Origin of the sequence: Zobellia roscoffensis, assembly GCF_015330165.1 — a bacterium.
GTDB lineage: Bacteria > Bacteroidota > Bacteroidia > Flavobacteriales > Flavobacteriaceae > Zobellia > Zobellia roscoffensis.
Genome location: NZ_JADDXT010000002.1, coordinates 4,772,540 through 4,797,053 on the forward strand (window position 1 = coordinate 4,772,540; position 24,514 = coordinate 4,797,053).

Annotated in this window: 28 protein-coding genes; 12 read left to right on the plus strand and 16 right to left on the minus strand. The window is 37.4% G+C overall.

Annotation, left to right across the window (positions count from 1 at the left end; translation table 11 throughout):
- Positions 1 to 48: 48 nt before the first annotated feature.
- Both IWC72_RS19445 and IWC72_RS19450 read right to left on the minus strand, forming a co-directional pair.
- Positions 49 to 861, minus strand: coding sequence for a DUF4331 family protein (locus tag IWC72_RS19445; RefSeq protein WP_226968095.1), 813 nt, complete (start codon positions 859 to 861; stop codon positions 49 to 51).
- Between the two features lie 25 nt (positions 862 to 886).
- A complete protein-coding gene (locus tag IWC72_RS19450) occupies positions 887 to 1,567 on the minus strand; it encodes a DUF4331 family protein (protein ID WP_194527832.1) in 681 nt (226 codons plus the stop codon).
- 231 nt (positions 1,568 to 1,798) lie between these two features.
- On the opposite strand from IWC72_RS19450, the gene IWC72_RS19455 reads away from it, so the two are divergent.
- Positions 1,799 to 3,049: an LETM1-related biofilm-associated protein gene (locus IWC72_RS19455; protein ID WP_317171419.1), complete on the plus strand. Its 1,251-nt coding sequence runs from the start codon at positions 1,799 to 1,801 to the stop codon at positions 3,047 to 3,049.
- Between the two features lie 81 nt (positions 3,050 to 3,130).
- Here IWC72_RS19455 and IWC72_RS19460 read toward each other — a convergent pair whose 3' ends face one another.
- From IWC72_RS19460 to IWC72_RS19480, 5 genes are all read right to left on the minus strand, one after another.
- A complete protein-coding gene (locus IWC72_RS19460) occupies positions 3,131 to 3,886 on the minus strand; it encodes a LytR/AlgR family response regulator transcription factor (protein WP_194530939.1) in 756 nt (251 codons plus the stop codon).
- Between the two features lie 55 nt (positions 3,887 to 3,941).
- The gene (locus IWC72_RS19465; protein WP_194527834.1) at positions 3,942 to 4,280 is read right to left on the minus strand and encodes a 2TM domain-containing protein; all 339 of its coding nucleotides are present in this window, start codon (positions 4,278 to 4,280) and stop codon (positions 3,942 to 3,944) included.
- A 39-nt stretch (positions 4,281 to 4,319) separates the two neighbouring features.
- A complete protein-coding gene (locus tag IWC72_RS19470) occupies positions 4,320 to 4,613 on the minus strand; it encodes a 2TM domain-containing protein (protein ID WP_194527835.1) in 294 nt (97 codons plus the stop codon).
- A 147-nt stretch (positions 4,614 to 4,760) separates the two neighbouring features.
- Entirely contained in the window at positions 4,761 to 6,104 is a 1,344-nt protein-coding gene (locus IWC72_RS19475) for a 2TM domain-containing protein (RefSeq protein ID WP_194530940.1), read from the minus strand.
- Positions 6,105 to 6,232: 128 nt separating this feature from the next.
- Entirely contained in the window at positions 6,233 to 6,694 is a 462-nt protein-coding gene (locus IWC72_RS19480) for an Lrp/AsnC family transcriptional regulator (protein WP_194530941.1), read from the minus strand.
- Between the two features lie 159 nt (positions 6,695 to 6,853).
- Between IWC72_RS19480 and metE the strand changes: the two genes are divergently transcribed.
- The 4 genes from metE (at position 6,854) to IWC72_RS19500 (ending at position 13,210) form a co-directional block, all read left to right on the plus strand.
- Positions 6,854 to 9,178 carry a 5-methyltetrahydropteroyltriglutamate--homocysteine S-methyltransferase gene (metE, locus tag IWC72_RS19485; protein ID WP_194530942.1) on the plus strand — a complete coding sequence of 775 codons (2,325 nt, stop codon included), beginning with the start codon at positions 6,854 to 6,856 and terminating at the stop codon, positions 9,176 to 9,178.
- An 84-nt stretch (positions 9,179 to 9,262) separates the two neighbouring features.
- Positions 9,263 to 10,816 (plus strand): NAD(P)/FAD-dependent oxidoreductase, encoded by a 1,554-nt coding sequence (locus tag IWC72_RS19490; RefSeq protein WP_194530943.1) that lies wholly within the window; start codon positions 9,263 to 9,265, stop codon positions 10,814 to 10,816.
- A gap of 58 nt (positions 10,817 to 10,874) precedes the next feature.
- Positions 10,875 to 12,203 (plus strand): DEAD/DEAH box helicase, encoded by a 1,329-nt coding sequence (locus IWC72_RS19495; RefSeq protein ID WP_194530944.1) that lies wholly within the window; start codon positions 10,875 to 10,877, stop codon positions 12,201 to 12,203.
- 173 nt (positions 12,204 to 12,376) lie between these two features.
- Positions 12,377 to 13,210, plus strand: a complete 834-nt coding sequence (locus tag IWC72_RS19500; RefSeq protein WP_226979642.1) for an endonuclease/exonuclease/phosphatase family protein — start codon at positions 12,377 to 12,379, stop codon at positions 13,208 to 13,210.
- 68 nt (positions 13,211 to 13,278) lie between these two features.
- On the opposite strand, the gene IWC72_RS19505 is transcribed toward IWC72_RS19500, so the two are convergent.
- Complete coding sequence (locus IWC72_RS19505) at positions 13,279 to 14,112, minus strand: alpha/beta fold hydrolase (RefSeq protein ID WP_194530945.1); 834 nt, start codon at positions 14,110 to 14,112, stop codon at positions 13,279 to 13,281.
- Positions 14,113 to 14,242: 130 nt separating this feature from the next.
- On the opposite strand from IWC72_RS19505, the gene IWC72_RS19510 reads away from it, so the two are divergent.
- The gene (locus IWC72_RS19510) at positions 14,243 to 14,854 is read left to right on the plus strand and encodes an FMN-binding negative transcriptional regulator (protein ID WP_194530946.1); all 612 of its coding nucleotides are present in this window, start codon (positions 14,243 to 14,245) and stop codon (positions 14,852 to 14,854) included.
- On the opposite strand, the gene IWC72_RS19515 is transcribed toward IWC72_RS19510, so the two are convergent.
- A complete protein-coding gene (locus tag IWC72_RS19515) occupies positions 14,851 to 15,834 on the minus strand; it encodes an NAD-dependent epimerase/dehydratase family protein (protein ID WP_194530947.1) in 984 nt (327 codons plus the stop codon). The genes IWC72_RS19510 and IWC72_RS19515 overlap by 4 nt on opposite strands.
- A 136-nt stretch (positions 15,835 to 15,970) precedes the next feature.
- Between IWC72_RS19515 and IWC72_RS19520 the strand changes: the two genes are divergently transcribed.
- Positions 15,971 to 16,339, plus strand: a complete 369-nt coding sequence (locus tag IWC72_RS19520) for a TfoX/Sxy family protein (protein ID WP_194527846.1) — start codon at positions 15,971 to 15,973, stop codon at positions 16,337 to 16,339.
- A gap of 57 nt (positions 16,340 to 16,396) precedes the next feature.
- Here IWC72_RS19520 and IWC72_RS19525 read toward each other — a convergent pair whose 3' ends face one another.
- The gene (locus IWC72_RS19525; protein WP_194527847.1) at positions 16,397 to 16,876 is read right to left on the minus strand and encodes a Dps family protein; all 480 of its coding nucleotides are present in this window, start codon (positions 16,874 to 16,876) and stop codon (positions 16,397 to 16,399) included.
- 107 nt (positions 16,877 to 16,983) lie between these two features.
- Between IWC72_RS19525 and IWC72_RS19530 the strand changes: the two genes are divergently transcribed.
- Positions 16,984 to 17,922, plus strand: coding sequence for a LysR substrate-binding domain-containing protein (locus tag IWC72_RS19530; RefSeq protein WP_194530948.1), 939 nt, complete (start codon positions 16,984 to 16,986; stop codon positions 17,920 to 17,922).
- Between the two features lie 95 nt (positions 17,923 to 18,017).
- On the opposite strand, the gene IWC72_RS19535 is transcribed toward IWC72_RS19530, so the two are convergent.
- Positions 18,018 to 18,215, minus strand: a complete 198-nt coding sequence (locus IWC72_RS19535; protein ID WP_194527849.1) for a hypothetical protein — start codon at positions 18,213 to 18,215, stop codon at positions 18,018 to 18,020.
- A gap of 155 nt (positions 18,216 to 18,370) precedes the next feature.
- On the opposite strand from IWC72_RS19535, the gene IWC72_RS19540 reads away from it, so the two are divergent.
- A complete protein-coding gene (locus tag IWC72_RS19540; RefSeq protein ID WP_194530949.1) occupies positions 18,371 to 19,639 on the plus strand; it encodes a D-alanyl-D-alanine carboxypeptidase/D-alanyl-D-alanine-endopeptidase in 1,269 nt (422 codons plus the stop codon).
- A gap of 27 nt (positions 19,640 to 19,666) precedes the next feature.
- Here the strand turns inward: IWC72_RS19540 and nudK are convergent, their stop codons facing one another.
- From nudK to IWC72_RS19565, 5 genes are all read right to left on the minus strand, one after another.
- Positions 19,667 to 20,254 carry a GDP-mannose pyrophosphatase NudK gene (nudK, locus tag IWC72_RS19545; RefSeq protein ID WP_194527851.1) on the minus strand — a complete coding sequence of 196 codons (588 nt, stop codon included), beginning with the start codon at positions 20,252 to 20,254 and terminating at the stop codon, positions 19,667 to 19,669.
- A 62-nt stretch (positions 20,255 to 20,316) separates the two neighbouring features.
- The gene (locus tag IWC72_RS19550; RefSeq protein WP_194527852.1) at positions 20,317 to 20,736 is read right to left on the minus strand and encodes a response regulator; all 420 of its coding nucleotides are present in this window, start codon (positions 20,734 to 20,736) and stop codon (positions 20,317 to 20,319) included.
- A gap of 97 nt (positions 20,737 to 20,833) precedes the next feature.
- Complete coding sequence (locus IWC72_RS19555; protein ID WP_194527853.1) at positions 20,834 to 21,490, minus strand: DUF2461 domain-containing protein; 657 nt, start codon at positions 21,488 to 21,490, stop codon at positions 20,834 to 20,836.
- Between the two features lie 62 nt (positions 21,491 to 21,552).
- A complete protein-coding gene (locus IWC72_RS19560; RefSeq protein WP_194527854.1) occupies positions 21,553 to 22,350 on the minus strand; it encodes a TIGR00266 family protein in 798 nt (265 codons plus the stop codon).
- 74 nt (positions 22,351 to 22,424) lie between these two features.
- The gene (locus IWC72_RS19565) at positions 22,425 to 22,880 is read right to left on the minus strand and encodes a DUF4442 domain-containing protein (RefSeq protein ID WP_194527855.1); all 456 of its coding nucleotides are present in this window, start codon (positions 22,878 to 22,880) and stop codon (positions 22,425 to 22,427) included.
- A gap of 133 nt (positions 22,881 to 23,013) precedes the next feature.
- On the opposite strand from IWC72_RS19565, the gene IWC72_RS19570 reads away from it, so the two are divergent.
- The 3 genes from IWC72_RS19570 to IWC72_RS19580 all read left to right on the plus strand — a co-directional run bounded on the left by IWC72_RS19570 (position 23,014) and on the right by IWC72_RS19580 (position 24,492).
- Positions 23,014 to 23,493, plus strand: coding sequence for a DUF4870 domain-containing protein (locus IWC72_RS19570; RefSeq protein ID WP_194530950.1), 480 nt, complete (start codon positions 23,014 to 23,016; stop codon positions 23,491 to 23,493).
- Positions 23,493 to 23,945: a nuclear transport factor 2 family protein gene (locus IWC72_RS19575; RefSeq protein ID WP_194530951.1), complete on the plus strand. Its 453-nt coding sequence runs from the start codon at positions 23,493 to 23,495 to the stop codon at positions 23,943 to 23,945. The genes IWC72_RS19570 and IWC72_RS19575 overlap by 1 nt, the downstream gene beginning before the upstream one ends.
- 217 nt (positions 23,946 to 24,162) lie before the next feature.
- Positions 24,163 to 24,492 carry a PadR family transcriptional regulator gene (locus IWC72_RS19580; protein WP_038239293.1) on the plus strand — a complete coding sequence of 110 codons (330 nt, stop codon included), beginning with the start codon at positions 24,163 to 24,165 and terminating at the stop codon, positions 24,490 to 24,492.
- Positions 24,493 to 24,514: the final 22 nt, after the last annotated feature.

A 24,514-nucleotide genomic window follows, 5' to 3' on the forward strand; every position in this document is an offset into this window, starting at 1 on the left:
ACGGGAAATCCATCCTCCCCCACTCCTTCTTTTTCATAGACTTGCGCCTTATTCAGGAGCTCCCAAATATGGGAATGTACTTGTAGGCTCTGCAGTAATAGCCACACCATCAGAAACCAATCTTGGGAATGTACCTACTCCTTCTACTTCTTGACCATTGAAACGTGCACCGTCCCCTCCTCCGAAAAGAAGAATTAGAGAAACATCAATAACATCATCTTGTAGCGTTCTACCCGTTAAACCAATAGCTCCTTCGTAATTTGGAGCACCAGTTCCCGGATTAAAATATGTAGTTGGCAAATCTGGAGCAACCTCCAAAACATCGTTAGCCAAAATTGTAGTCAACAGCTCAGCACTCACAGGGTTATCCGTAAAACCATCTTTTTCAGGTCCGTTTAGAATATCTCCTAAAATATTAGGCTGGTAATTTACATCCTCAGGATTCAGACCTAATAACTCAGCATAAACATCATGTAAACCTTCTAATCTATTTTCAAAATCTTTTTGATAAAATTCAGCAATTGTAGAGGGTACAGCTTGGTTATACGGGTCCTTAAAATCAGGAATACTCAATACTGTATTAATTCCTGGTCTACCCATAAAATCTACCTGAGCATAAGTACCTGAAAAATCAGGAGGAGTTACCATCATATCATCACCATCTCCATCTGCATCTCCGCCACCATCTTCACATGGCTGACAAGAAGTTCCACCGCAATCTACACCAGTTTCCGTACCGTTCATGATACCATCAGTACAGGTGGTCTCTACCATTTCCAAAGCGTCATCATCATCACAAGCAACAAACATAGTAGCTGCACAAAGTGATAAGAACATATATTTTAAAGTATGTATTTTCATTATTTTGTATTTTTTAGATTAGTTATTATTGTTTTCTATTGGTAGTTACCCAAGTCTTATAAACCGTTAAACCTAAAGCGTTCTTAGCTGTAGTTTCGCCCAAAATGCTATTCGGGATTTCTATTACCAAAGCCATAGTATTGGCCCCATCAAAAGTATCTACGGCCTCACCTTCTGGTAAAAATCCTTCTGGAGCGGTACCACCAATTACTTTATTAAACTGTCCAAAATCAAAAAAGAACGCATCTTGTCTTGGTCCCGCAAAAAGAGAAATACCATCCTCAGTGGTTGTTGTTAAAGCACTTTCTCCGGATATAGCAACTTGTCCTAACGGAGAACCTACCATTACTTCACTCATCTTACCTGTCTCTGCAGGAATAACAGGACCAAAGAAATACATAGTATCTTTTCTTGGAATTGCCTGAATTACCAAATCTTCAATTAAATCATCGTTTGTATCAATATTAATCTCAGTCAATACATTCTCGTCAAAAGGACCATATGCCAAATCGGGAAGCACATCCGTCTGTAAGTCTACTATAAATACGGTGTTCTCTGGATTGGATGGAGATTCAAATCCGTAGAAATCAGCAATATCCGCAGTATTGCCTGTAGTACCTGGCGCATCAATATGATCCGCTGCCACTAAAACCGCACCAACCACAGCAAGGATTCCCATGCCGAATAAAAGTTTTGTCTTTTTCATTTTTAAGTTTTTAATGATTATTAATTCACCCCTACTTACGGGACTTTTATCCGAGGGTTTGGTTTAAAATGTTAAAAAAATGTTAAACTAAAATATGAGGCCTCACTCGCTTATATAACCACTACATCAACCCATAGTAACATCTTTAACCTATTGACTATTAAATAAATGACAATAATGAACCTTGTAAATTTCAATCTTTTTAAAAACGGATTTCTTAATAGAATTCTAATGAAAATGACGTTTTGGTTTGCTCCTTTTAACGTAATTTTGAACTTTCAAAACCAATATTATATGAATCCTTCGGCCTCAGGTTGGATTAACAAATACGGTTCTCTTATAGAAAAAGAGCCGGGCCTTTACACCGATTTCAAGTCGCATTACCGTGATTTACGTAATACGGGGTTTGTATATGGTATTAATATGGAGATACCTGATTTCATTTCTCCCGAGTACAAACTATCTGAAGATGAGAAGGCAAAAATAAATTTGCTTCATGCATTATATGGCACATATACTCTTGAGACAAATGACCATGAATTCGTAACTTTTCTAGAGAAGATATTTGAATTCTACAAAGTGCTGGAACTAGCTCATTTTTCACTCTTAAGCAAAATCCTCACAGGCTCAAAAACATCGGCGCAACTAGAAAAACTAATTGAAACCAGAGTATCATTAGGAGATACACTCATTAATAAGACGTTCAATAGCGTCATTACCAACTCCTTATTATTTATAGATGTACTACTCTTTAAATGTTATCTGAACGACCCTAAAGACATAAAAGAACAAGCTCAACTACTAGAGTATTTAACTATAAATATCACCTACCATGCACTGAGCTCTAAAGAAAAGAATAAAAATGATGAACGCCTAGCGCTGTTGTTTGGTTCTTCATTAACCTTTATTGAAAGTGACGCTCAGGATTTTGACGGTTCTTATCGGCAACAACTACTTGAGAACCGGTCAGAAATGGAAAACAGATATTTTTTAGATGTTGCATGTCTGGCGGTGTGGGAAGATAAGTCTTTGGAATACCAAGAATCCGAATTCATTTTTGGACTGGGAAAGGACCTAGGACTGCACTCGGATTACATTAAGGATTCTCTTGAAAATGTTCAGGCATTCTTCCTTAAAAATTCCAAAACAATTCCATTTTTAAAGGACACGAATTTAGCTATTCAGTTTTATGATAACATGTCCAAAATGGTAAATAAACTAATTTTAAGAAATAGCAAACGACTACAAAAAGAACTTGCAGAAAGTAAAGAACTCGTCTATCTCATTTCAAAATCCACTTTAAAAGACCTTACTCCGGAAGAGAAGAAAAAGGTGCAAAATCAACTAATAGATATTTTTAAAAGCATCCCTTCATTAGCTATTTTCATTCTTCCTGGTGGAGCGGTTCTTCTGCCTATTTTCATAAAATTGATTCCAAAATTACTTCCTTCCTCTTTTGATGAGAACCGAATAGAAAAATAATAGGTTTTTAACTAAAATAAGCATTATAAGAAAAATCTATAGTGCCAATTAATAAGTGTAAAGTCAATTAAATAAACAACCTTACTCTAACCATAACTTAAAGTCTCTTACACGATCTCTACTTACAATTATTTCTTGCTCATTAAAATGATTTAGCTTGATTTGAAGCCTTGAATTAGTGTACGAAACGATATCTTTTATATGATTTATGTTGATATAAAATTTGCGACTTACCCGAAAGAAAGTTTGTGGCTCCAGCTCCGTTTCGAGGTTTTCTAAAGTCGTATCTAAAAGGTAATTTCTACCATCCGAAGTTGCCGCATACGTCCCCTTATTCTCACTATAGAAACTTTCTACTTCATCTGCATTTATAATTTTTAGATGCTGCCCCACTCTAGCGGTAAATCGTTTTTTATACTCACGTTCCAACGGGTTAACCAAAAGGTTTTTAATATCGTCAAAATTGAGGGTCATGTTTTGCTTCTCGGGCTTAAATGACCGATATTTATTTACCGCAGCTTCCAGTTCTTCGTCATCAATCGGCTTTAATAGATAATCAATACTATTTAACTTAAAAGCTTGCAAAGCATACTCATCAAAAGCAGTCGTGAAAATTATGGCACTTTTCACCTCTACAGCGTCGAAAATCTCAAACGAAAGTCCATCTGAAAGCTGAATGTCGAGAAAAATAAGGTCTGGATGCGGATTGTTCAAAAACCATTCTACCGCCTCTTCTACAGAATGCAACATTTCCGACACTTCTACGTCCAAATTTGATAATAAACGTGATAAGCGCCTTGCCGAAGGCTTCTCGTCCTCTATAATTATGGTTTTCATACTCTAGGTTGGTTGATGGTTGATGGTTGATGGTTGATGGTTGATGGTTGATAAGCTACATGAATTTTTTCATGTTTTCCCTGTCCGAATCCATATACTTTTGAATTTGACGTTCCTCCCAAGCCTTACTAAAGAACGGGTTATACGAAAACACTTTAGTCCCATGAAACAGCACACCTATTCCCCAAAAAATAAAAGTTGAAAAGGTCCCAAAATTAAAGAACGCCTCCACAAAACTATCCCCATTGTTCATATGCCCCACAACCGACCCGGAAATAACCATAATATTCACTATTATAAAAACTGCCAAGTGAATGTAAAACCCTTTTAACCGCTCTATTTTTTTCTTGGCCCTTACCTGCTTACTTCTTCTATCTAATCCTGATGTTTCCATTTCTTTATCTTTTTTATTAAAACCTAACGTACACAAAGGTTATTGCCATTTGGCTCTCCCCTCATCTTCTTGCATAAACTGCTTTATTTTTCGCTGTTCCCAATCACGGCCAAAAAGCGGATTAAACCCAAAAGTCTTTATAGCACTAACTATAATACCTATTCCCCAACCAAATGCAGCCCACAAAAACCAAGCGTACGCAAAGTGATTCGTATAATAGTTAATAGCCGCCAAGAAGCTTATGGTTACCACATAAGAAATTAACCCACTATAGAACTTTTTCTCATTCTCAACTCTTTCTTTCGCTCTGATATATTTGCTTTCTTGCTCCATAATTATACTACTTTATTAGTTATTGATTACAGGTCAAATTTCATTAAAAGGGTTCTATTTTCTAAATGTTACTTTCTGAACTGTAATTTTTTACAGCTGAATCGTAGACCTCAATTCAAAACTACAACCGACTACCCAAAACCGTACTTAGAAGTTCTCATCATCCATATACTCTTGCATCTTTTTCTCCTCCCATCGTTTCCCCCAAAGCGGATTAGTCCCAAAAGCTTCCATAGCATGCATTGCAATCCCGAAGCCCCAACCTAAAATAGGGAAAATAACCCATGGAAAGCTTGTAGTTTTATAGTTCAAAAAAGCTAGACAAGGAATTACAATACAGTATGCCAGCAAATTACCATAAAACCCCTTAATAGCCTCCACCCGTTCTTTTGCTTTCTTATAGCGTTTATCCTCAATATATTCATGTTGTATTTCCATAGTTGAAATTTGTTTTAAAAGTATAGGTAACCTTACAACGAACTCGGAAGCCGTTTTATCTATTTGAACTCTTCTATCTGTCAGAAGCGCATAGCGTTCCCGAATATTACGCAAACCAACACCACTACTCTTCTTTACCACTTGTTTCTCTTGAAGGTTATTAACCACCACCAACTCCCCCGCCTCTTCATAAACTTTTAAATGCAACGGCTTTCCTGAAGCCACCACATTATGCTTTACAGCGTTTTCAAGAAGCAACTGAAGCGACAAAGGAACAATCTTAGACTCCGGATTTAAAGCTGCTTCCGGGATATCAAAAACCAAACTATTTTCAAACCGCATAGTTAACAACCTTACGTAGGTTTTAGCAAATTGGAGCTCTTCATCAAGCCCTATTAAATCTTTACTCTTTTGTTCAAGTACATAACGATAAACCTTTGATAAGGAAGACGTAAACTTCTGCGCTTGATACGGGTCTTCTTCAATTAGACTAGACAACACATTTAGACTATTGAACAAGAAGTGAGGGTCTAATTGATTCTTTAAAGCATCAAATTTTGCCGATGCCGTATTGGCTATTATTTTCTGCTCTTTAACTTTATTTTCCTGCCGATACCTATAATAAAAGATAGCATAAAAAACTAAAGAAACACCTAGCGAAATAAGTATGGAACGTACATAATTAATTGTGGTATGATATGCCAAAGTCTCTTCAATTGGCACATTATAAAGTGCCACCAAAACCACAGAAATAGCCACAAAGACGCCCAAGCAGGTAACTACCACATTACCCAAAATTGCCAGAGCCATGCGCTTGAAAGTATATATGTTTCTTTGAAATTTTTTCAGAAGAAAATACAGCCAAGACATATTAACAAAGTACAAGAGTATTGAAAACACAATGTTCGTAAAATACTCCCGCCAGATATCTTCATAAATCAATTCAAAGTGCTGCTCATTTAAAAAATAGCTATAGGAGATAAACCCAAAGAAGACCAAGTTTCCTATGATAAAACCCCAAAAGAGGTCTTTTAAAATTCTGTTACCTTCCATTTTTTCTGTTTTCGAAAAAGACTTGTATTACCCTTCTTACTGACACAAAGATGCCTTACAAAGCGCCATATTTAAAATCAATACTACCCAATTGTAAATAAACCGTCCTAAACTGTATCCATCAACCACTAAAACGGAACGCCGTAACTCTGTTTTATAGTTCCGATAACAAAAGTGCTGTGCGCACTACCTATATTATTCACCGCTCCCAAAGTATTGATTACAAAGTCTTGATAATGCTTCATGTCCCGTACCAAGACCTTTAACCTAAAGTCATAATCACCGGATATATTGTAGCATTCCGTTACCTCATCCACCGCACAAATATCTTTAACAAATTGATTTCCAATATCTTTTGTATGTTGTTTTAAGGTGATGTCGCAAAAAACAATGAGCTCAAGTCCCATTTTTTCGGCGTCCAACAAAGCCGAATATCTTTTAATATACCCCTCTTTTTCCAGTTTCCGGACTCTTTCATAAACCGGAGTGGGTGATAAATTAACTGTGGCTGCCAACTCTTTTGTAGTAATATTCGAGTTTTTTTGAAGTTGCTTTAACAACTCTAAATCGGTCAAATCTAAATTTTCCATAGATAAATCATCTTTAAAACACCCACCAAAGAGCATTCACTTTGTATTAAAACTTTAAAAATACCAATTTTCAGTTAAATACTCTTAATTAATATCCTTACTATGGATAAAACAACCTTTACAATAGCTTTGCATAGATATTAATTCAAAAAACACAGCATGAAAACTACCAACCTTGGCTATCCCAGAATTGGAAGTAAAAGAGAATTGAAAAAAACCCTAGAGCAGTACTGGTCGGGCAAAATAAACGTTGAATCCCTATTAGATACGGCAAAATCTATTCGGAAAGAAAATTGGTTATTACAAAAAGAACAAGGTATTGACCTTATTCCCAGTAATGATTTTTCCCTTTACGACCAGGTATTGGACTTATCCGTAACCCTGGGATGTATCCCTGAACGTTATTCCGCCTTGACCAACAACCCTGCTTTCTCTAGCCACGATTTATATTTTGCCATGGCGAGAGGCATTCAAAAGGAAGGCGTAGATATTACAGCAATGGAAATGACCAAATGGTTTGACACCAACTACCATTACATTGTGCCGGAATTCACTAAAAACCAAACATTTAATGTTTCTTCGGATAAAATTGTAAATGAATATAAAGAAGCTTTAGAGCTAGGTATCAAAACCAAACCGGTATTAATAGGCCCTGTTTCTTTTCTTCTGCTTGGAAAAGAGAAAGAAGAGGATTTCCACAGGATAGACTTACTAGAACGGTTGCTCCCTGCATATGAAGAAATACTTCAACAACTCTCAGATATCGATGCGGAACATGTACAATTGGATGAACCATATTTAGCCCTTAATCTTACCGAAAAAGAACAACGCGCCGTACACCAAACGTATGCTTATTTCACTACAAAATTTCCGAATTTAAAAATTACAGTAGCCAATTATTTTGATTGTTTTGGGGATAATATAGAGACTGCTTTAAGCCTTCCCGTACACACCCTGCACTTAGACCTTGTACGTTGCTCATCTCAATTAGATGACATTATAGAATCTGGAAAATTAAACAGTTACACGCATTTATCTCTAGGGGTAGTTGATGGAAGAAATATCTGGAAAAACGATTATGAAAAATCGTTGAAATTGATTCAGAAAGCAATCGATTTTATAGGTGCCGAGCGCATTCTTATTGCTCCTTCATGCTCTTTGTTACACTCCCCAATCGATTTAAATTTGGAGACTAACAAAGAAAACTTAAGCTCAGAACTCAAGCAATGGCTCGCTTTCGCCAAACAAAAACTAGGAGAAGTAGCTACTCTTAAAAAGTTGGCCAATAAAGAAAACCTTTCCGAGAATTTAGAAAAACTTAAAAAGAACAGTGAAGCGCATGCCAACAGAGCAACATCTGCATTAATACATAATCAACAAGTAAAGCAACGGCTTGGTGCTCTATCTGCCAAAGATGACCAAAGAGAAAGCACATTCCCAACACGACAGAAACTTCAGAAAGAAGCACTAGACCTTCCGCTGTTCCCAACCACAACCATTGGTTCTTTTCCCCAAACAAAAGATGTGCGAAGCTGGAGGGCCAATTTTAAAAAAGGCAATCTGTCCATTGATGAATACAACGCTCTCCTTGAAAAAGAAACCAAGGAAACCATAGAATTCCAAGAACGTACGGGACTAGATGTCCTGGTTCACGGTGAATTCGAAAGAAACGACATGGTAGAATACTTTGGCGAACAGCTAAACGGATTCGCTTTTACCAGCTTTGGCTGGGTACAGAGTTACGGCAGCAGATGTGTAAAACCTCCCATCATTTTCGGTGATGTTTCAAGAGATACTCCAATGACGGTTAAATGGTCGGCTTTTGCACAATCGTTGACGGAAAAACCGGTGAAAGGAATGCTCACCGGACCTGTAACTATCCTGCAATGGTCCTTTGTACGAAACGATCAACCACGTTCAGAAACCTGCACCCAAATCGCATTGGCGATACGAGATGAAGTTGTAAATCTAGAAGCTGCCGGACTTCAGGTGATACAAATTGATGAACCTGCTATTCGCGAAGGACTTCCGCTACGCAAAGAAGAGTGGGATACCTATTTGAACTGGGCCATAAGAGCTTTTAGAATTTCCGCCAGTGGAGTAAAAGATGAAACTCAGATTCATACCCACATGTGCTATTCTGAATTCAATGATATTATTTCCAACATTGCCGATATGGATGCCGATGTTATCACCATTGAATGCTCACGGTCCCAGATGGAACTGTTAGACGTTTTCGCAACGTTTAAATACCCTAATGAAATTGGACCAGGTGTTTATGACATTCACTCGCCACGAGTTCCAGAAAGAGCAGAAATGGTCGCTTTAATGGAAAAAGCCGCCAAACAGATTCCTGTGGAGCAACTTTGGATCAATCCGGATTGTGGATTAAAAACCAGACATTGGCCAGAAACCAGGGAGGCGCTTATAGAAATGGTAGCAGCCGCCAGGGAATGCCGTGAAAAAAGTTCGGTTCTAGCTTAACGATACCCAAATCAGTTTTTAAAATGCATCCCACAATTTTCGGGATGCATTTTTTTATACCGTAAAGCGCAGTAGCTTTGCACCATGGTCAGAAGAATTCAGTTACGGGTATCGCTAAAAGAGGAAAGTCAACCCAACATCCTCTTAAAAAAAACAGCTAAATATTTAAGCGAAGACGAAAACAACATCACTATTAAGGTGTTGAGAAAGTCCATTGACGCCCGTAAACCTGCTATTTACTTCAATTACAAAATGGAGGTCTACATCAACGAAGAACCTTCTAAAAAGGCCGACTACGTTTTTAAATACCAAGATGTTTCAAAAGCGAAGGAAGTCCACATCGTCGGTTTCGGCCCTGCAGGAATGTGGGCCGCATTGCGCTGTCTGGAATTAGGGTTTAAACCAATTGTTCTAGAGCGTGGCAATAATGTTCAAAATAGAAGACGAGATTTAAAGGCCATTAACCAAGACCATACCGTAAACGAAGATTCCAACTATTGTTTTGGCGAAGGCGGTGCGGGAACCTATTCCGATGGTAAACTATACACCCGAAGCTTAAAAAGAGGCGATGTGCGCCGTATTTTTGAAAGTTTGGTGCATCATGGCGCCACGGAAGAAATTCTGGTAGACGCGCACCCTCATATTGGTACAAACAAGCTGCCTAAGATTGTTCAAAACATTCGGGAAACAATTATTGAGCATGGTGGCGAGGTTCACTTTAATACGCGCCTGACGAATTTTACTGTAAAAAACAATAAGATTGAAAGCCTTCAATTGCAGAACGGCAATGAAATGAAGGCGAACAGGGTAATTCTCGCTACAGGACATTCAGCACGTGATATTTACTATTTATTGAACGACAAAAAAATCAGCCTAAAAGCAAAATCTTTTGCCATGGGCGTTCGGGTAGAACATCCGCAACATATTATAGACTCCATTCAATACCATTGTTCGGGAGAGCGAAACGAATTGCTTCCGGCAGCTGCCTATAGCTTGGTCCAACAAGTAAAAAATAGAGGTGTGTATTCATTTTGTATGTGTCCGGGTGGCTTTATCGTTCCCGCAGCCACTGCACCTGGTGAAGTGGTCGTAAACGGCATGTCACCTTCCAAACGAAATAATAAGTTTGCCAATTCTGGAATTGTAGTAGAAATCAACGCCGATGAAGACTTATACAAATACGAACGTTTTGGAGTTTTAAAAGGATTGGAATACCAAAAGGATTTAGAGCGATTGGCTTTTACCTCAGGCGGAAGAACCCAGACCGCACCAGCGCAACGTTTAACGGATTTTGTGGAAGGCAAGCTCTCAGCCGACCTCAATCCTACCTCCTACCAACCCGGGTTGAATTCCGCTCCCTTGCATTCGCTATTACCGAAGCTAATTGGTGGAAGGCTACGTCAGGGTTTTAAAGCTTTTGGCGATAAAATGAAAGGTTACTACACCGCCGAAGCGAATATCGTAGGCGTAGAATCCCGCACTTCTTCACCGGTAAACATCCCCAGAACCGAAAAACTGGAACATCCGGAAATTGAAGGTCTTTTTCCATGTGGAGAAGGCGGTGGTTATGCCGGTGGAATTGTTTCTGCGGCTATGGATGGCGAGCGTTGTGCCGAGGCTGCGATTGCGGGGCTATAGCCCCTACTTATGTGGTTATCCAAACATTAGACGTATCTTTGCAGCATATTAAAAATACATGACATTTAAAGATTTAGGTATTGCTTTGCCTATACTCAAAGCTATTGAGGAACAAGGATATACAAATCCCACCCCCATTCAGGAACAAGCCATTCCCATTTTACTTAACAAAAAAGACTTATTAGGAGTTGCTCAAACAGGAACCGGTAAAACGGCGGCTTTCAGCATTCCTATTATTCATCATTTACATACGGATCAAGAGCAGACTAGAGGTAAGCGCCGCATACGCACGCTGATTGTAACCCCTACTCGAGAACTTGCCATTCAAATTGCCGATAACTTTACAGCTTACAGCAAACATACCCGTATTAAGAACACGGTGATTTTTGGTGGCGTTAAACAGCAACGACAAGTAAACGCATTGCGTAATGGAGTTGATGCCTTAATTGCAACACCAGGAAGGTTGTTGGATTTAATGAACCAGAACATTATCTCTTTGCGGGATATTGAATTTGTGGTTTTAGACGAAGCCGACCAAATGCTGGATATGGGTTTTATTCACGATATCAAGAAAATTATTGCGAAGCTGCCCAAACAAAGACAATCACTTTTCTTTTCGGCTACCATGCCTTCCAGTATTGTTGAACTTTCAAAAACGTTATTGGGTGATTTTGAAAGGGTAACCATTAAACCTCAACAGGCTACGGCCGAAAAAGTTGAACAAGGGGTTTATTTCGTTACGAAACCTAACAAACCAAAATTACTGGTCCACCTTATCAATGAGCGTCCTACGGATTCCGTTTTGGTGTTTTCACGTACCAAACATGGCGCAAATAAAATTGTAAAGAAATTAGCCCAGGCCGATATTAAATCCGCGGCCATACACGGTAATAAGTCGCAAACTGCCAGACAGAAAGCATTAGGCGAATTTAAGGACGGAAAACTCCGTGTTTTGATTGCGACCGATATTGCAGCAAGGGGAATTGACGTAGAGGAACTCTCTCTTGTTGTAAATTACGATTTGCCAAATGTACCAGAAACATATGTACACCGTATCGGGAGAACAGGCCGTGCCAGTGCCAGTGGTATTGCATTATCTTTTTGCGATAAGGAAGAGCGCGCTTATTTGAAGGATATTGAAAAGCTCATTAAACAACAAGTACCTCGTATGCCAGAGCATCCGTTTGTAGATGGTGATGAAGGTGAAGCATCTGCAGAAGAAAATAAACCGCGGCAAAGACCTAATTCCAACAATTCCAGAAACAATAATAGAAACAGGAATCGCAATAGAAATAGGAACAGAAACAACAACTCGGGAAATTCAAGTAACCGAAATTCGGGAAACCGAAATCGTAATAATTCCAATAAATCTCGTAGGGAGGATTAAATACTAGCGACTCAACTGATTTGCCGCCAATAGACAAGACTTCTTTTCTATTGGCGGTTTTTCTTTGTTCAAAAGTGAAAGTTTTCTGAGAAATAATGATTTCATAATTTTCCATTCGAAGAATTGAGTCGTGAAATACTTAAATTGCCTTTCGAACTAATTTTCAAATCAAAATGGCTCTCAGAACTATTCTTGCTTCAATCTTGTTTCTAACCCTGCATATCGCACAAGCACAAGACCTAAAGGTCATGAGTTACAATATTAAATATGACAATGTGAACGACACGGTCAATAATTGGAACGACCGGAAATCGGATATGGTAAGACTGACAAAACACTACAGCCCCGAGTTTATTGGCATGCAAGAAGTAGTCTTCAACCAACTGACTTACTTGGACGACGCTCTTGAAAATTACAACTACATTGGCGTTGGTAGAGACGATGGAAAGAAAAAAGGTGAGTTCTCCCCTATTCTGTTTAATAGCAAAAAGTTTAAAGTACTACAATCAAATACCTTTTGGTTATCACCTACGCCGGATAAAATCAGTGTGGGTTGGGATGCTGCCATGGAGCGTATTTGCACGTACGGGCTGTTTGAAAACATAGAGAATAAAGAAAAGCTTTGGGTGTTTAACACCCATTTTGACCATATAGGAACGGAAGCTCGTGAAAAATCAGCTGCGCTAATAATAGAGAAGATTAAAGAAATTAATAGCGATGCAATTCCGGTTGTTCTTACGGGAGACCTAAATTTAGCACCAGAAACTAAACCGATTCAATTTCTAAAAAAAGAAATGATAGATGGACGAGAAGCTTCATTATCTACATTCTATGGCCCCACTGGAACTTTTAATGGTTTTGACCACTCTCGAATACTCGACCATCGTATTGACTATATTTTTGTGCAAGGTTTCAAAGTTCAGAACTATATTCATATTGACGACCGAATGGAAAATAACAAACATATTTCCGACCATCTTCCAGTAATGGCTATACTAAAAAAATAACTAACATCAATGCATAAAAAAGCCCAAACCTTAAAAGGTTTGGGCTTTTTGATTTTTTTTAATTCTCTTTATTTCTTTAAGAAGGTAATTAAAATTTTATTCAACTCATCAGCATGGGTAAGGTTTAAACCATGCGGTGCTCCTTTAATGACTTCATATTGATTTTCAGCAATACCTTTTGCCGCCTGATCCGCAGATGTAGCCTGAGGCACCGTTGCATCCGCATCGCCATGAACAATAAGCGTTGGTACCGTAACATTTTTCAATTCAGGTCTAAAGTCGGTGTGCATCCAAGCCAAGGCAGCTTGAATAGTCGCTCTTGGCGAAGCATGTGAAGCTATACTGAAATCATAATCCAGTTGCGCCTCACTAACCTTATCCTTGTTATCCTCGTAATTATAAAATCCTGTAAGGAACTTTTCTTTTAAGAATCCCGCTCTATCAGTCTGCAATGCGTCTTTAATCCAATCTAAAATATCTTCCGGCACCCCATCAGGATTATCTTCTTTCTTTTTTACTAAAGGAATAATAGAACTTATCAATGCAGCCTTGGCTATTTTATCGTCTCCATAATCTGTTAGATAGCGTACCACTTCTCCTCCTCCCATAGAGAAGCCTACAATAATAGCATTCTCTAAACTTAAACCTTCAATAATAGCATTCAAATCACTAGCCAAAGCAGAATAATCATAAGCTTCCCAAGGTTTTGAAGATGCACCAAAACCTCTTCTATCATACGCTATACAGCGATACCCCTCTTCTACAATTTTCCAGACTTGTTGCTCCCAAGCTTTATGACTTAAGGGCCAACCGTGAATAAGAATTACCGGTTGTCCCGTACCATAATCCTCATAAAAGATATCTACAGATTCCTTTCCTTTATTGTTCTTTATAAATGGCATATGTTTATTTTTAAAGTGAATTTAAAATTACGAGATTGTTCGCAATAGATGTTGCTCCATTCCGATTAAAATTCGCTTTTTACAATATTTTAACTCGCCGTTCTAAAATAATTAAAAACGTATTTATTTCATGTTCATACCTACTAACCACCGCAACGAAAATCTTTCAGAAATTAGAGCTTTTTTGAAAGCAAACAGTTTTGGCATTCTGGTAAGCCAATATCAAAACAAACCATGGGCAACACACATTCCGTTAGAACTAGAGGTGAACAAAGTTGGAAACGAAGTACTCACCGCTCATATTGCCAAAGCCAACCCACAATGGCGAGAATTTGACCAAAATGAAGAAGTACTCTGTATCTTTAATGGTCCGCATTCCTATGTATCCTCATCTTGGTATAAAAAGGAAGAAGTTCCTACATGGAACTATATTGCAGTTCATGTATATGGAAAATTGAAGGTTTTAAGTGAAGAAGAAGTTATGGCCTCTATGCGCAGATTGGTAAACAAGTACGAAGCGAATTCAAAAAACCCCATTTCTCTTGATAATATGTCACCCCACACGCTGAAACAAATTAAGGGTGTGGTAGGGTTTGAAATAGAAATAACTGATATTCAAGCACAGTACAAATTATCTAAAAACCGAGAACAAGACCACCCCAAAATCATTGAAGAACTGGAGGATACCAAAGTTCCAATGCGTATTGAAATTGCTAAAGCCATGAAAAAAAATAATTCTTAGAGCGATTTGTACGCCTTAAGAATACGCTCTATTTTTTGGTTTTTATCTTCATTTACAACTTTACGTTCAGGAGTTTCATCAAACCATTTTAAGGTTCTTCTGATTCCTTCTGAAAAAGGAATGGTTGCCTTAAAGTCAGGCACAAATGTTTTGATTTTGGAATTGTCAAAAATTACACTTTCACCTTTATCTGCTAATAAAGTACCTGTAAAAGAGGGCTCCATCTTACAAATAAAGTCGGATGCAATGTGTACTACCCTTGCCTCAAACCCCAGCGCATCAGCAAAAATTTTGTAAATCATATTCCAACTCAATATTTCGTCGGACGTAATATGAAAGGCATGACCAATAGCAGTTGTTAATCCCAAAAGACCTACAAACCCTTTTGCAAAATCATCTGCATGGGTAACCGTCCATAAAGAGGTGCCATCTCCATGAATAATAATTTCTTCGCCATTTATAATACGTTTGGCTGTTGTCCATTCTCTGAAACCACCTATGGCAATAGGAATTACCGTGTCATAGGTTAATGATGGGCGAACAATGGTTATAGGAAAACCTGTTTCCCTATACGCTTGCATTAAACGGTCTTCACTTCTAATTTTTTCTTGAGAATAATCCCATAAATTATTACAAAGTGGGGTGGATTCCGTGATAATAGGATATTGCAAGGGAGTCTGGTAACATGATGCAGAACTGATAAAAATATATTGTTTGGTTTTCCCTTGAAATAATTGAATATCACGCTCTATATCTTCCGGTGTAAAAGCAATCCAGTTTACGACCACATCCCAAGAATGTTTTTGTAGTTCGGACAGTTCTTCCGGTTTATTGATATCACCAAAAATAGTATTGACACCTTCCATGCCTGCTTTATTCGTACCTCTGTTTAAATGATACAATTCAATACCTTTCTCTACGGCCAAACGACTAGATGCCGTACTGATATTCCCTGTTCCTCCTATAAATAAAACCTTCATTTCGCTATTGCTTTTTCGTTGCTCGAATATAAACATAACCCATCATAATCAGGCCGGGTAGATCCTGAAATAAATGAACTGTTACTCTTTAAAGCGTATTTTTGATTAAAGGGGAAAATGCTTAAAAACTAAAACTATGGCCTACGATGAATATTTAGCCGACCGATCCAGACAAATCTTAAAACAAAAGCATGTCTTCTTTGAAGAAAAGAAAATGATGGGAGGTCTTTGTTTTATGGTCGATGAAAAAATGTGTTTTGGACTTGATTCCGATAAAAAATCCGGGGAGTCTCGTATGATGGCAAGGGTAGGAACAGAAAATTACGAAAAGGCGTTGCAACAACCCCATTGCGGGCCAATGAACTTTACCGGTCGTGCCATGAAAGGGTATGTCTACGTTTTTGCCGATGGATTGGATACGGATGAAGATTTAGCAAAATGGATTCAACTCTGCCTAGATTTCAATCCTTTGGCCAAAAGCAGCAAAAAGAAAAACAAGAAATAAAAAAATCCCTGACGAACGCAATTGTCCATCAGGGATTCTTCATTTAAAACACTAAAATTATATTTCTTCTGCCAACCAAGCTTTCATCATCCAAACGGTCTTTTCTTGACCTGTGATAAAATCGCTCATCATAGAGTTGGTTCCTTCGTCTCCAGATTTGTCCGAAGCATCTAGAATACGTCTTTCGATTACCAAAAGTTCTTTTAATGAATCTACTATCAACCGAATAGCATCTTCGTCTTGGGTAATATTCTTACCTACGGGAACTTTTGCATTTTTAATATAATCTTCAAAAGTATGTAACGGTACTCCTCCTAGAGTAAGTACACGCTCAGCAATTTCATCTACATTAAGATTTGCCTCTGTATATAACTCTTCAAATTTTGGGTGAAGTTCAAAAAAACGTTTCCCTTTTATATTCCAATGAATACCTCTTAAATTTTGGTAATATCTTTGAAAATTTGCTAATAATTCATTCAAATCTTCACTTAGTGATTTTGAATCTTTTTCGCTTAATCCTATACTATTTAGTTTCATGGTTCTTGTTGTTTAAAATATAGTACAAAGGTACTGAATATTAGACCCCGCTATATGATTGATATCATTGATAGTTTTTATATTTTTATCATTCGAACTTATAGCAAATGACAATTACTCAATTACAATATGTACTGGCAGTTGCCGAGTATAAAAACTTTACCCTAGCAGCAGAAAAAAGCTTTGTTACGCAACCTACTTTAAGCATGCAAGTGCAAAAGTTAGAAGACGAACTAGACGTGTTAATTTTCGACCGGAGTAAAAAACCTATTTCAATTACGGAGGTTGGAGAGAAAATAGTAGCCCAAGCCAAAAACATTGTAAATGAAGCCAGTAGAATTAAAGATGTTGTAGACCAAGAAAAAGGATTTATAGGAGGGGATTTTACTTTAGGCATTATTCCCACTATCATGCCCACATTGCTGCCCATGTTTCTCAAATCCTTTATTAATAAGTATCCAAAAGTGAACTTAATAATAAAGGAACAAAGCACGGAAACCCTTATTAGGAACATTCAAGATGGGCATATAGACGCGGCAATTGCAGCTACACCATTGGGGATTGAGTTTATTAAAGAGCGTCCGTTATATTATGAACCGTTTGTAGGCTATGTTCCCAAAGAACATAGACTTGGTAATGCCGATAAACTAAAGCCCGAAGATTTAGATATTAGCGATGTACTCTTATTACAAGATGGGCATTGCTTTAGAGACAATGTCATTAATCTTTGTAAAGCACCCAGAAACTTAGATACTAAGCAGTTTCGTTTAGAAAGTGGCAGCTTTGAGACCTTAATTAATTTAGCCGATGAAAATTTAGGGATGACACTTCTACCCTATTTAAATACATTGGTACTGGATGAGAAAAAGAAAAGTAAACTAAAGTATTTTGAAGCTCCTTCACCTGCACGTGAAATAAGTTTAATTTATCACAAAAGTGAATTAAAAATTCAAATTACGGATGCTTTAAGGGATGTTATCTCTAGCATTGTAAGAGGAGCTATCGCTTTTCAGGATGTGCAGATTATAAGCCCTATTAATAAATAGACTTTATTCCCTTTATTAGCCACACTTTTTGTGCTATACTAGTGTGTGATAAAGCACCAATACTAAAAAAACCCTCCTAATGGAGGGCTTTTTTGTTATGACTTAATATAAATAAGTGTTTGTTTTAGTTCTGGTTTGTCTGTAATGAATTGCTGTAACCAGAGTTTTAATTCATCTACTTCTTCTGGAAGTAGCATTGATATTGCTTTTTGTAATTCTTTAATAAATAATCTTGAGTCAAAACTTACTTTTCTCAATACTGTTTTAGAGTATTCAAGCATAGCTCTAGCCATATTTCAAAATATTTAAGTTATTAGTTGTCTTAAGAGATATTCTCTCTTCATAAAGTTAAACAATTATGCATTTACTATATTGCATCCGTGTAGTTAAATCTTAGCTAAATTCTTGTTAAATAGCCGTATAACGGGCGGTCCCAGACTAAAAAAAGATGAAAAAAATTCTATTTGCCTTCGTTATTCTTATTATTGCAACTAGCTGTAATTCAACCAAAAAGACCATACAAAAATCTACGAGCAGTGTTGTTTCATCCGATTTTTATAAAAATCAATTCGTGGGTTTATTGGTTTTGGACCCAGAAACTAACGACACCCTGTACACGCACCAAAGTGAGAAATACTTTACACCTGCAAGCAACACCAAAATATTTACGCTCTTTGCTTCTCTACAATTATTGCCGGAAAATGTTCCCGCTCTAAAATACACTGTAGAAAATAACACCTTATATGTACAGGGAACAGGAGACCCTTCTTTGCTTCACCCGCACTTTGAAGACCGTACAGCTTTCAATTTTTTAAAAAAATATAACACCATAGTTTTTGACCTAAATAATTTAGAAGACGAAAAGTTAGGTCAAGGTTGGGCTTGGGACGATTACCAATATTACTACCAACCAGAAATAACCCCTTTACCACTTTACGGGAATGTTACAAGTATCTCAAATACAAACGGACTGAACGTTACCCCAGACCTATTTAAAGAAGCTGTGGTGCGTACGTGGTATAAAAAGAATCGAGAGTTAAAACATAATACATTTTACTTTTCACCATCTCGTAAGGACACTATTGAAATTCCCTACCGAACAGATTCTGTTTTGACCAGACAATTATTAGAATCTGCACTGAACAAAAAAATTACTTTGTCCAAACAACTTATCCCTGGTGAAAAGGAAATACTCTATGGACAACTGTCCGACTCACTTTATGTGCGAATGATGCATGAAAGCGATAATTTCATAGCTGAACAATTACTGGTTGTATCATCCTCAACCCTATCCGATACACTGAGCGGCAAAAAAACAAGGAAATATATTCTTGAAAATAAACTAGCAGATCTTAGACAGCCGCCAAGATGGGTTGATGGTTCGGGACTTTCACGCTACAACTTATTCTCACCGGAATCTATGGTTGCTGTGCTTAATAAAATATACCGAAATGTGCCAAAGCAGCGCCTGTTCTCAATTTTTCCGGAAAGTGGAGTTTCAGGAACGCTAGAAACATGGGATTATGATGGAGGATATCCAAAACTCTACGCCAAATCCGGGAGCTTGAGCAACAATTATTGCCTAAGCGGATACCTCATCACCAAAACAGGAAAAACATTGATATTTAGTTTTATGAACAACCATTACCAGCAATCTACCTCAGAAGTAAAAAAGAGAATACAACAAGTTCTAAGGCAAATAGCAGACAGCTATTAATATAATTTAAGACTTAGCTGAAATGGACTAAGGCAATAATAACTTGTGGACCGCTGCATATTGTAACAACAAAATGGTTTTTGCATCTTTGATTGCACCGGAAGCTATCATGCTCATAGCCACATCAAACGGATATTCCAAAACTTCAATGTTTTCGGTCTCATCTTCTGCACCTCCACCATCTCCTATTTTCATTTTTTCCTCATAGACCCCAACAAAAAAGTGAAGTATTTCAGTAACCGAACCCGGTGACATATACGATTCAAAAACCTTTTGTACGTTTTCTATCTGATACCCTGTTTCTTCTTCCACTTCTTTACGAATACAATCCTCAGGGTTATCCCCATCTAATAAGCCGGCACAGACCTCGATCATCATTCCATCACTATTTCCGTTTACATAGGTAGGCATACGAAATTGACGCGTGAGGACTACAGTTCCTTTTTTCTGATTGTACAATAAAATTGCCGCACCATTACCACGGTCATAGGCTTCTCGTTCTTGAGTTTCCCAAGAATCATCTTCCTTCTGGTACTCATATACGTATTTGTTAAGCGTATACCAATTATCAGATAAGACCTCTTTTTTAATGTTCTTTATTTTACCGTTTTTCACTATAGAAGATTCGTTCGTAAATTTATATGGGCATAAAGCTAATAGTATTTAAGAGAATACTATTATTGAGCTTCTTCCTTTTCTCCAAAAATACGACTAAGTGCCCTTTTTGAAATAGGTTTATCAAAATAACCTTTTACTTCGGGATGTTGTGATGCCCGTTGCCTCTCTTTGGTACTTAAAAATGCAGAAAGAATGTAAACATGGGTGTTTTTGACATGTCCTGGCATATCCTCTAGTTTTTCTAAAAATTGCCATCCATCCATCTTAGGCATTACTAAATCTAAAAGTATAATATCTGGTAATTTGGAGTCACCCTCAACACTATCCGCCAAAACCTTAAGAGCAACTTCTGCACTATCAAAATCTATAACATTATAGGGTTTCCCCAACTGTACTATTCCGTAACGTGCTGCAAACAAAGACACAAGGTCATCATCTATAATCCAAACCGTCAGTGGGGTAACATTTTCAAATTCCATAGTGCCGCAAAATATAGTAAGAAAAATCCTTCAAATAAAGAAAAAATAACTTAAATATATAATAAAAATATATAAAATATTCATTTTCTCTTCATTTTCATGCTACACTTACCGCTTTATTAAGATATCTTCTAAAAGGAAGCATTTTTCTGTACACATCAATAACTTTCCTGTCAAAATTATCCATAAACACTTCATTTGTAGAAAATTCGTGTGCAACAGCAAACGTTTTATTTCTTAAAAGTTCAATATGCTGGTGCGTATTAGAAAAGCCTTTGGGTGCTTTTATAAGCTTAGAATCTTCATAAAGCCCTCCAAAAACTTTTTTGAACGATTTTCTGTCAATTATTTTCTGAAGTTCGTCACCATCATAATCTATGGCATCACGTATGCTTTTTAATGTTGTAGAATCCGGACGCCAAAAACCACCTGCCATAATACATCTCTCAATACCTATTTCAACATAAAAATCACCTGTAAAGGGCCGTTTGTCCAACCCAGCCCCAAAATGGTCCTTATAAATTGGTTTATTTGGATGAAACATTAAATTATTATTGATACGGTTTATTCCCTTTTTGCCCGGTGTATCATAGTATTCCTCATCTATACCGGCTAAGGTGACATTCATATGATCCAACCATTCTACAAACTCACTACGTACCTCTTTGTACCATTTGCGATTCGCATCCATCCACTCTTTAGAGTTATTGGAATTGAGTGCTTTTAAAAATTCTATAAGGTTGTTGAAATCCATTTAAAAACTATCATCAATATGTACCCTATTGTACGTTATATAATTTGATATAGATGTTATTCTTAAAAGCGATTATCACCGCCAACAATATCACCTAAAGTACCTAGAATACTACCCTCGCCTTTATCTTTACCTCCTCTGGGTATAGAAGCCAACACCCTTCCTGCAAGTCTACTGAATGGCAAGGACTGAATATAAACTGTTCCTGGCCCCCTAAGTGTAGCAAAGAATAGACCTTCGCCACCAAAAACCGTATTTTTTATACCTCCTACAAATTCAATATCATAATCTACGGTTTGGGAAAAACCAACAATACACCCCGTATCTACTTTGAGGACTTCACCAGCGGCAAGTTCCTTCTTCGCCAAAGTACCCCCCGCATGAACAAAGGCCATACCATCACCTTCCAATTTCTGCATTATAAAGCCTTCACCTCCAAAAAGGCCTCGCCCTAGTTTCTTTGAAAATTCAATTCCAACGGATACTCCTTGAGCGGCGCATAAAAAAGCATCTTTTTGGCAAATGAACTTGCCCTGCTTTTCGGATAAATCTATAGGTAGAATTTTTCCTGGATAAGGCGAAGCAAAACTGACAAGCTTTTTCCCCTGTCCTATATTCAAAAATGCGGTCATAAACAGGCTTTCTCCTGTAAGAATTCTTTTTCCAGCGGAAAAAATCTTTCCCAAAACTCCTGTATCTTGGTTAGACCCATCACCAAATATGGTGTCCATTTTAATATCAGATTCCATCATCATAAAACTTCCGGCCTCGGCAACAACAGCCTCTTGCGGGTCTAGTTCTATTTCTACATACTGCATTTCTTCTCCAAAAATCTGATAATCTATTTCGTGTGCGTTCATCTTTTTACGTTTTTTGTTGATGCTTGTTAGTTGACTTCTAGTGTAGAAATGTTACAAGAATAATTAAAAAATTACTATTTCTTCACCCGAACCGTCCACTCAAAATTAAAAGTAGACACCACTACTCCATCTTCGTTCACACCAACAGATTTCATCCAGAAAGCTTGCCCTTCTCCAGTAGCTATGGTTTTATCTATAGCCTCTTTTATAAGATGACCATCCTCACAAGTAAAGGTTATTTTTCCTGTTGCCTTTTTAGAAAAATTGGCATTGTTATTAGCCACAAGCATAGATATTTTCTTTCCGCTTTCTTTAATCTGAGTGATAACCATAGCGCCCGTACTCAACTCCGCGGCCATTCCTTGTACGGCCCAAAACATGCTTTTAAACGGATTTTGATTAAACCATTTGTGCTTTACTGTTACCACTGCCCTCTTTTCATCTATAGAACGTAAGCGTACGCCGCTCCACCATGCAGATGGTAATTTAAAGAATGTAAATGTGTTGAATTTGCCCGCAGATACTGCCATTGTCTTATATATTTTCCTTAAATGTATTGAAATTTTTCGTTTTTACAATTGTTAATATAATGTTAATATTTAGTACTTTGTTTTGCATAGTACCTTCTTTTAGACATATATTTGCATAAGAAATTACTAAGCCATGGAAAGTACATTAACAAAACACGAGCGAAATTTAGCAGCTATGCTACATGCATCGGCCTTTTCAAAATTCATTATTCCCTTCGGGAATTTCATTATTCCGTTGGTCTTATGGTCTGCTAATAAAAAGGATTACGCTTTTGTAGATTACAACGGAAAACAGGTTTTGAACTTTCAGATTAGCCTACTGCTCTACTCTATTGTTTTGGGGGCTATTAGTATACCATTATTTGTAGGTTTTTTTCCTGAACTATTGAATAGCAGTCTTTTTGGTTTTAACCATTTGAACGATTATAACAATTTGAATATCAACTTTAGTGATGTTTTTAGCTTTAGCTCTTGGTTGTTTCCATTAAGTATTGCGGGGCTTGCGCACGGAGCATTATTTATAGTAAACATTGTTTATACTATTCAAGCAGCCATTCGCACTAACGAGGGGCAAGAGTTTTCTTATCCTATTACTATAAAATTTTTAAAATAATGAAATCCGCTACCCTCTTCATCTCAATAGTTTTCGTTTCAAGTTTTTTTGAAATGGCAGCACAAGTTACTAGTGAAGACCAATTAAAGGAAACCATTATTAAGTTAGATACTGAGTACTTTGAAGCTTATAATACTTGTGATATGGAAAAGCAGGCAGATATGTATGCCGAAGATTTAGAATTCTATCATGACAAGGGAGGATTATCCACATCAAAACAAGATTTACTGGAAAGTTTGGAGAAAAATATTTGCGGAAAGGTAACAAGAGAATTAGTAGAAGGTAGTATTGAAGTTTACCCTATAAACGGGTTTGGCGCGGTAGAAATAGGTTTGCACAAATTTCACAACAATCAAGAACCCAATGCCATTTCAAAGCCTGGAAAATTTATTATGATATGGCAAAAAACAGAATCTAATTGGAAAATCACGAGGGTCATCAGCCTTCATTAATATAGAAACGGGTACTCATCACACCCTGGTCAAAAAGGAGTTTATTCATCAATCAAATTATTCCAGATTTGCAAAAGGGTCTCACTAATCACGGGGCAATAACCAATAACAAGCTTGGGGTAGTAAAAAAACGAACAATCACTCTATGCAGCGTACCATTTACGAACAGACACGTTCCCCCAATTTAAAGGAACTGCATAAAAAGCAAAAGGAAATTATGAATGTAGAAAATACAAAAGCACAAATGCGTAAGGGCGTTTTGGAGTACTGTATTCTGTCTATCCTAAACGGAAAAGACAAATATGCCTCTGAAATTCTCGGAACGCTAAAAGATGCGAAAATGCTTGTGGTAGAGGGTACTATTTACCCTTTATTAACCCGATTAAAAAATGCGGGATTACTTAGCTATCGCTGGGAAGAATCAACCTCTGGCCCCCCAAGAAAATATTACGCATTGACTGAAACCGGAAAACTTTTTCTAAAGGAACTGGACAGTACTTGGGACGAACTAAGAACAGCAACTAATTTGGTAACCAACAATAAATAACCTAAAAAACTACCTGTAACCT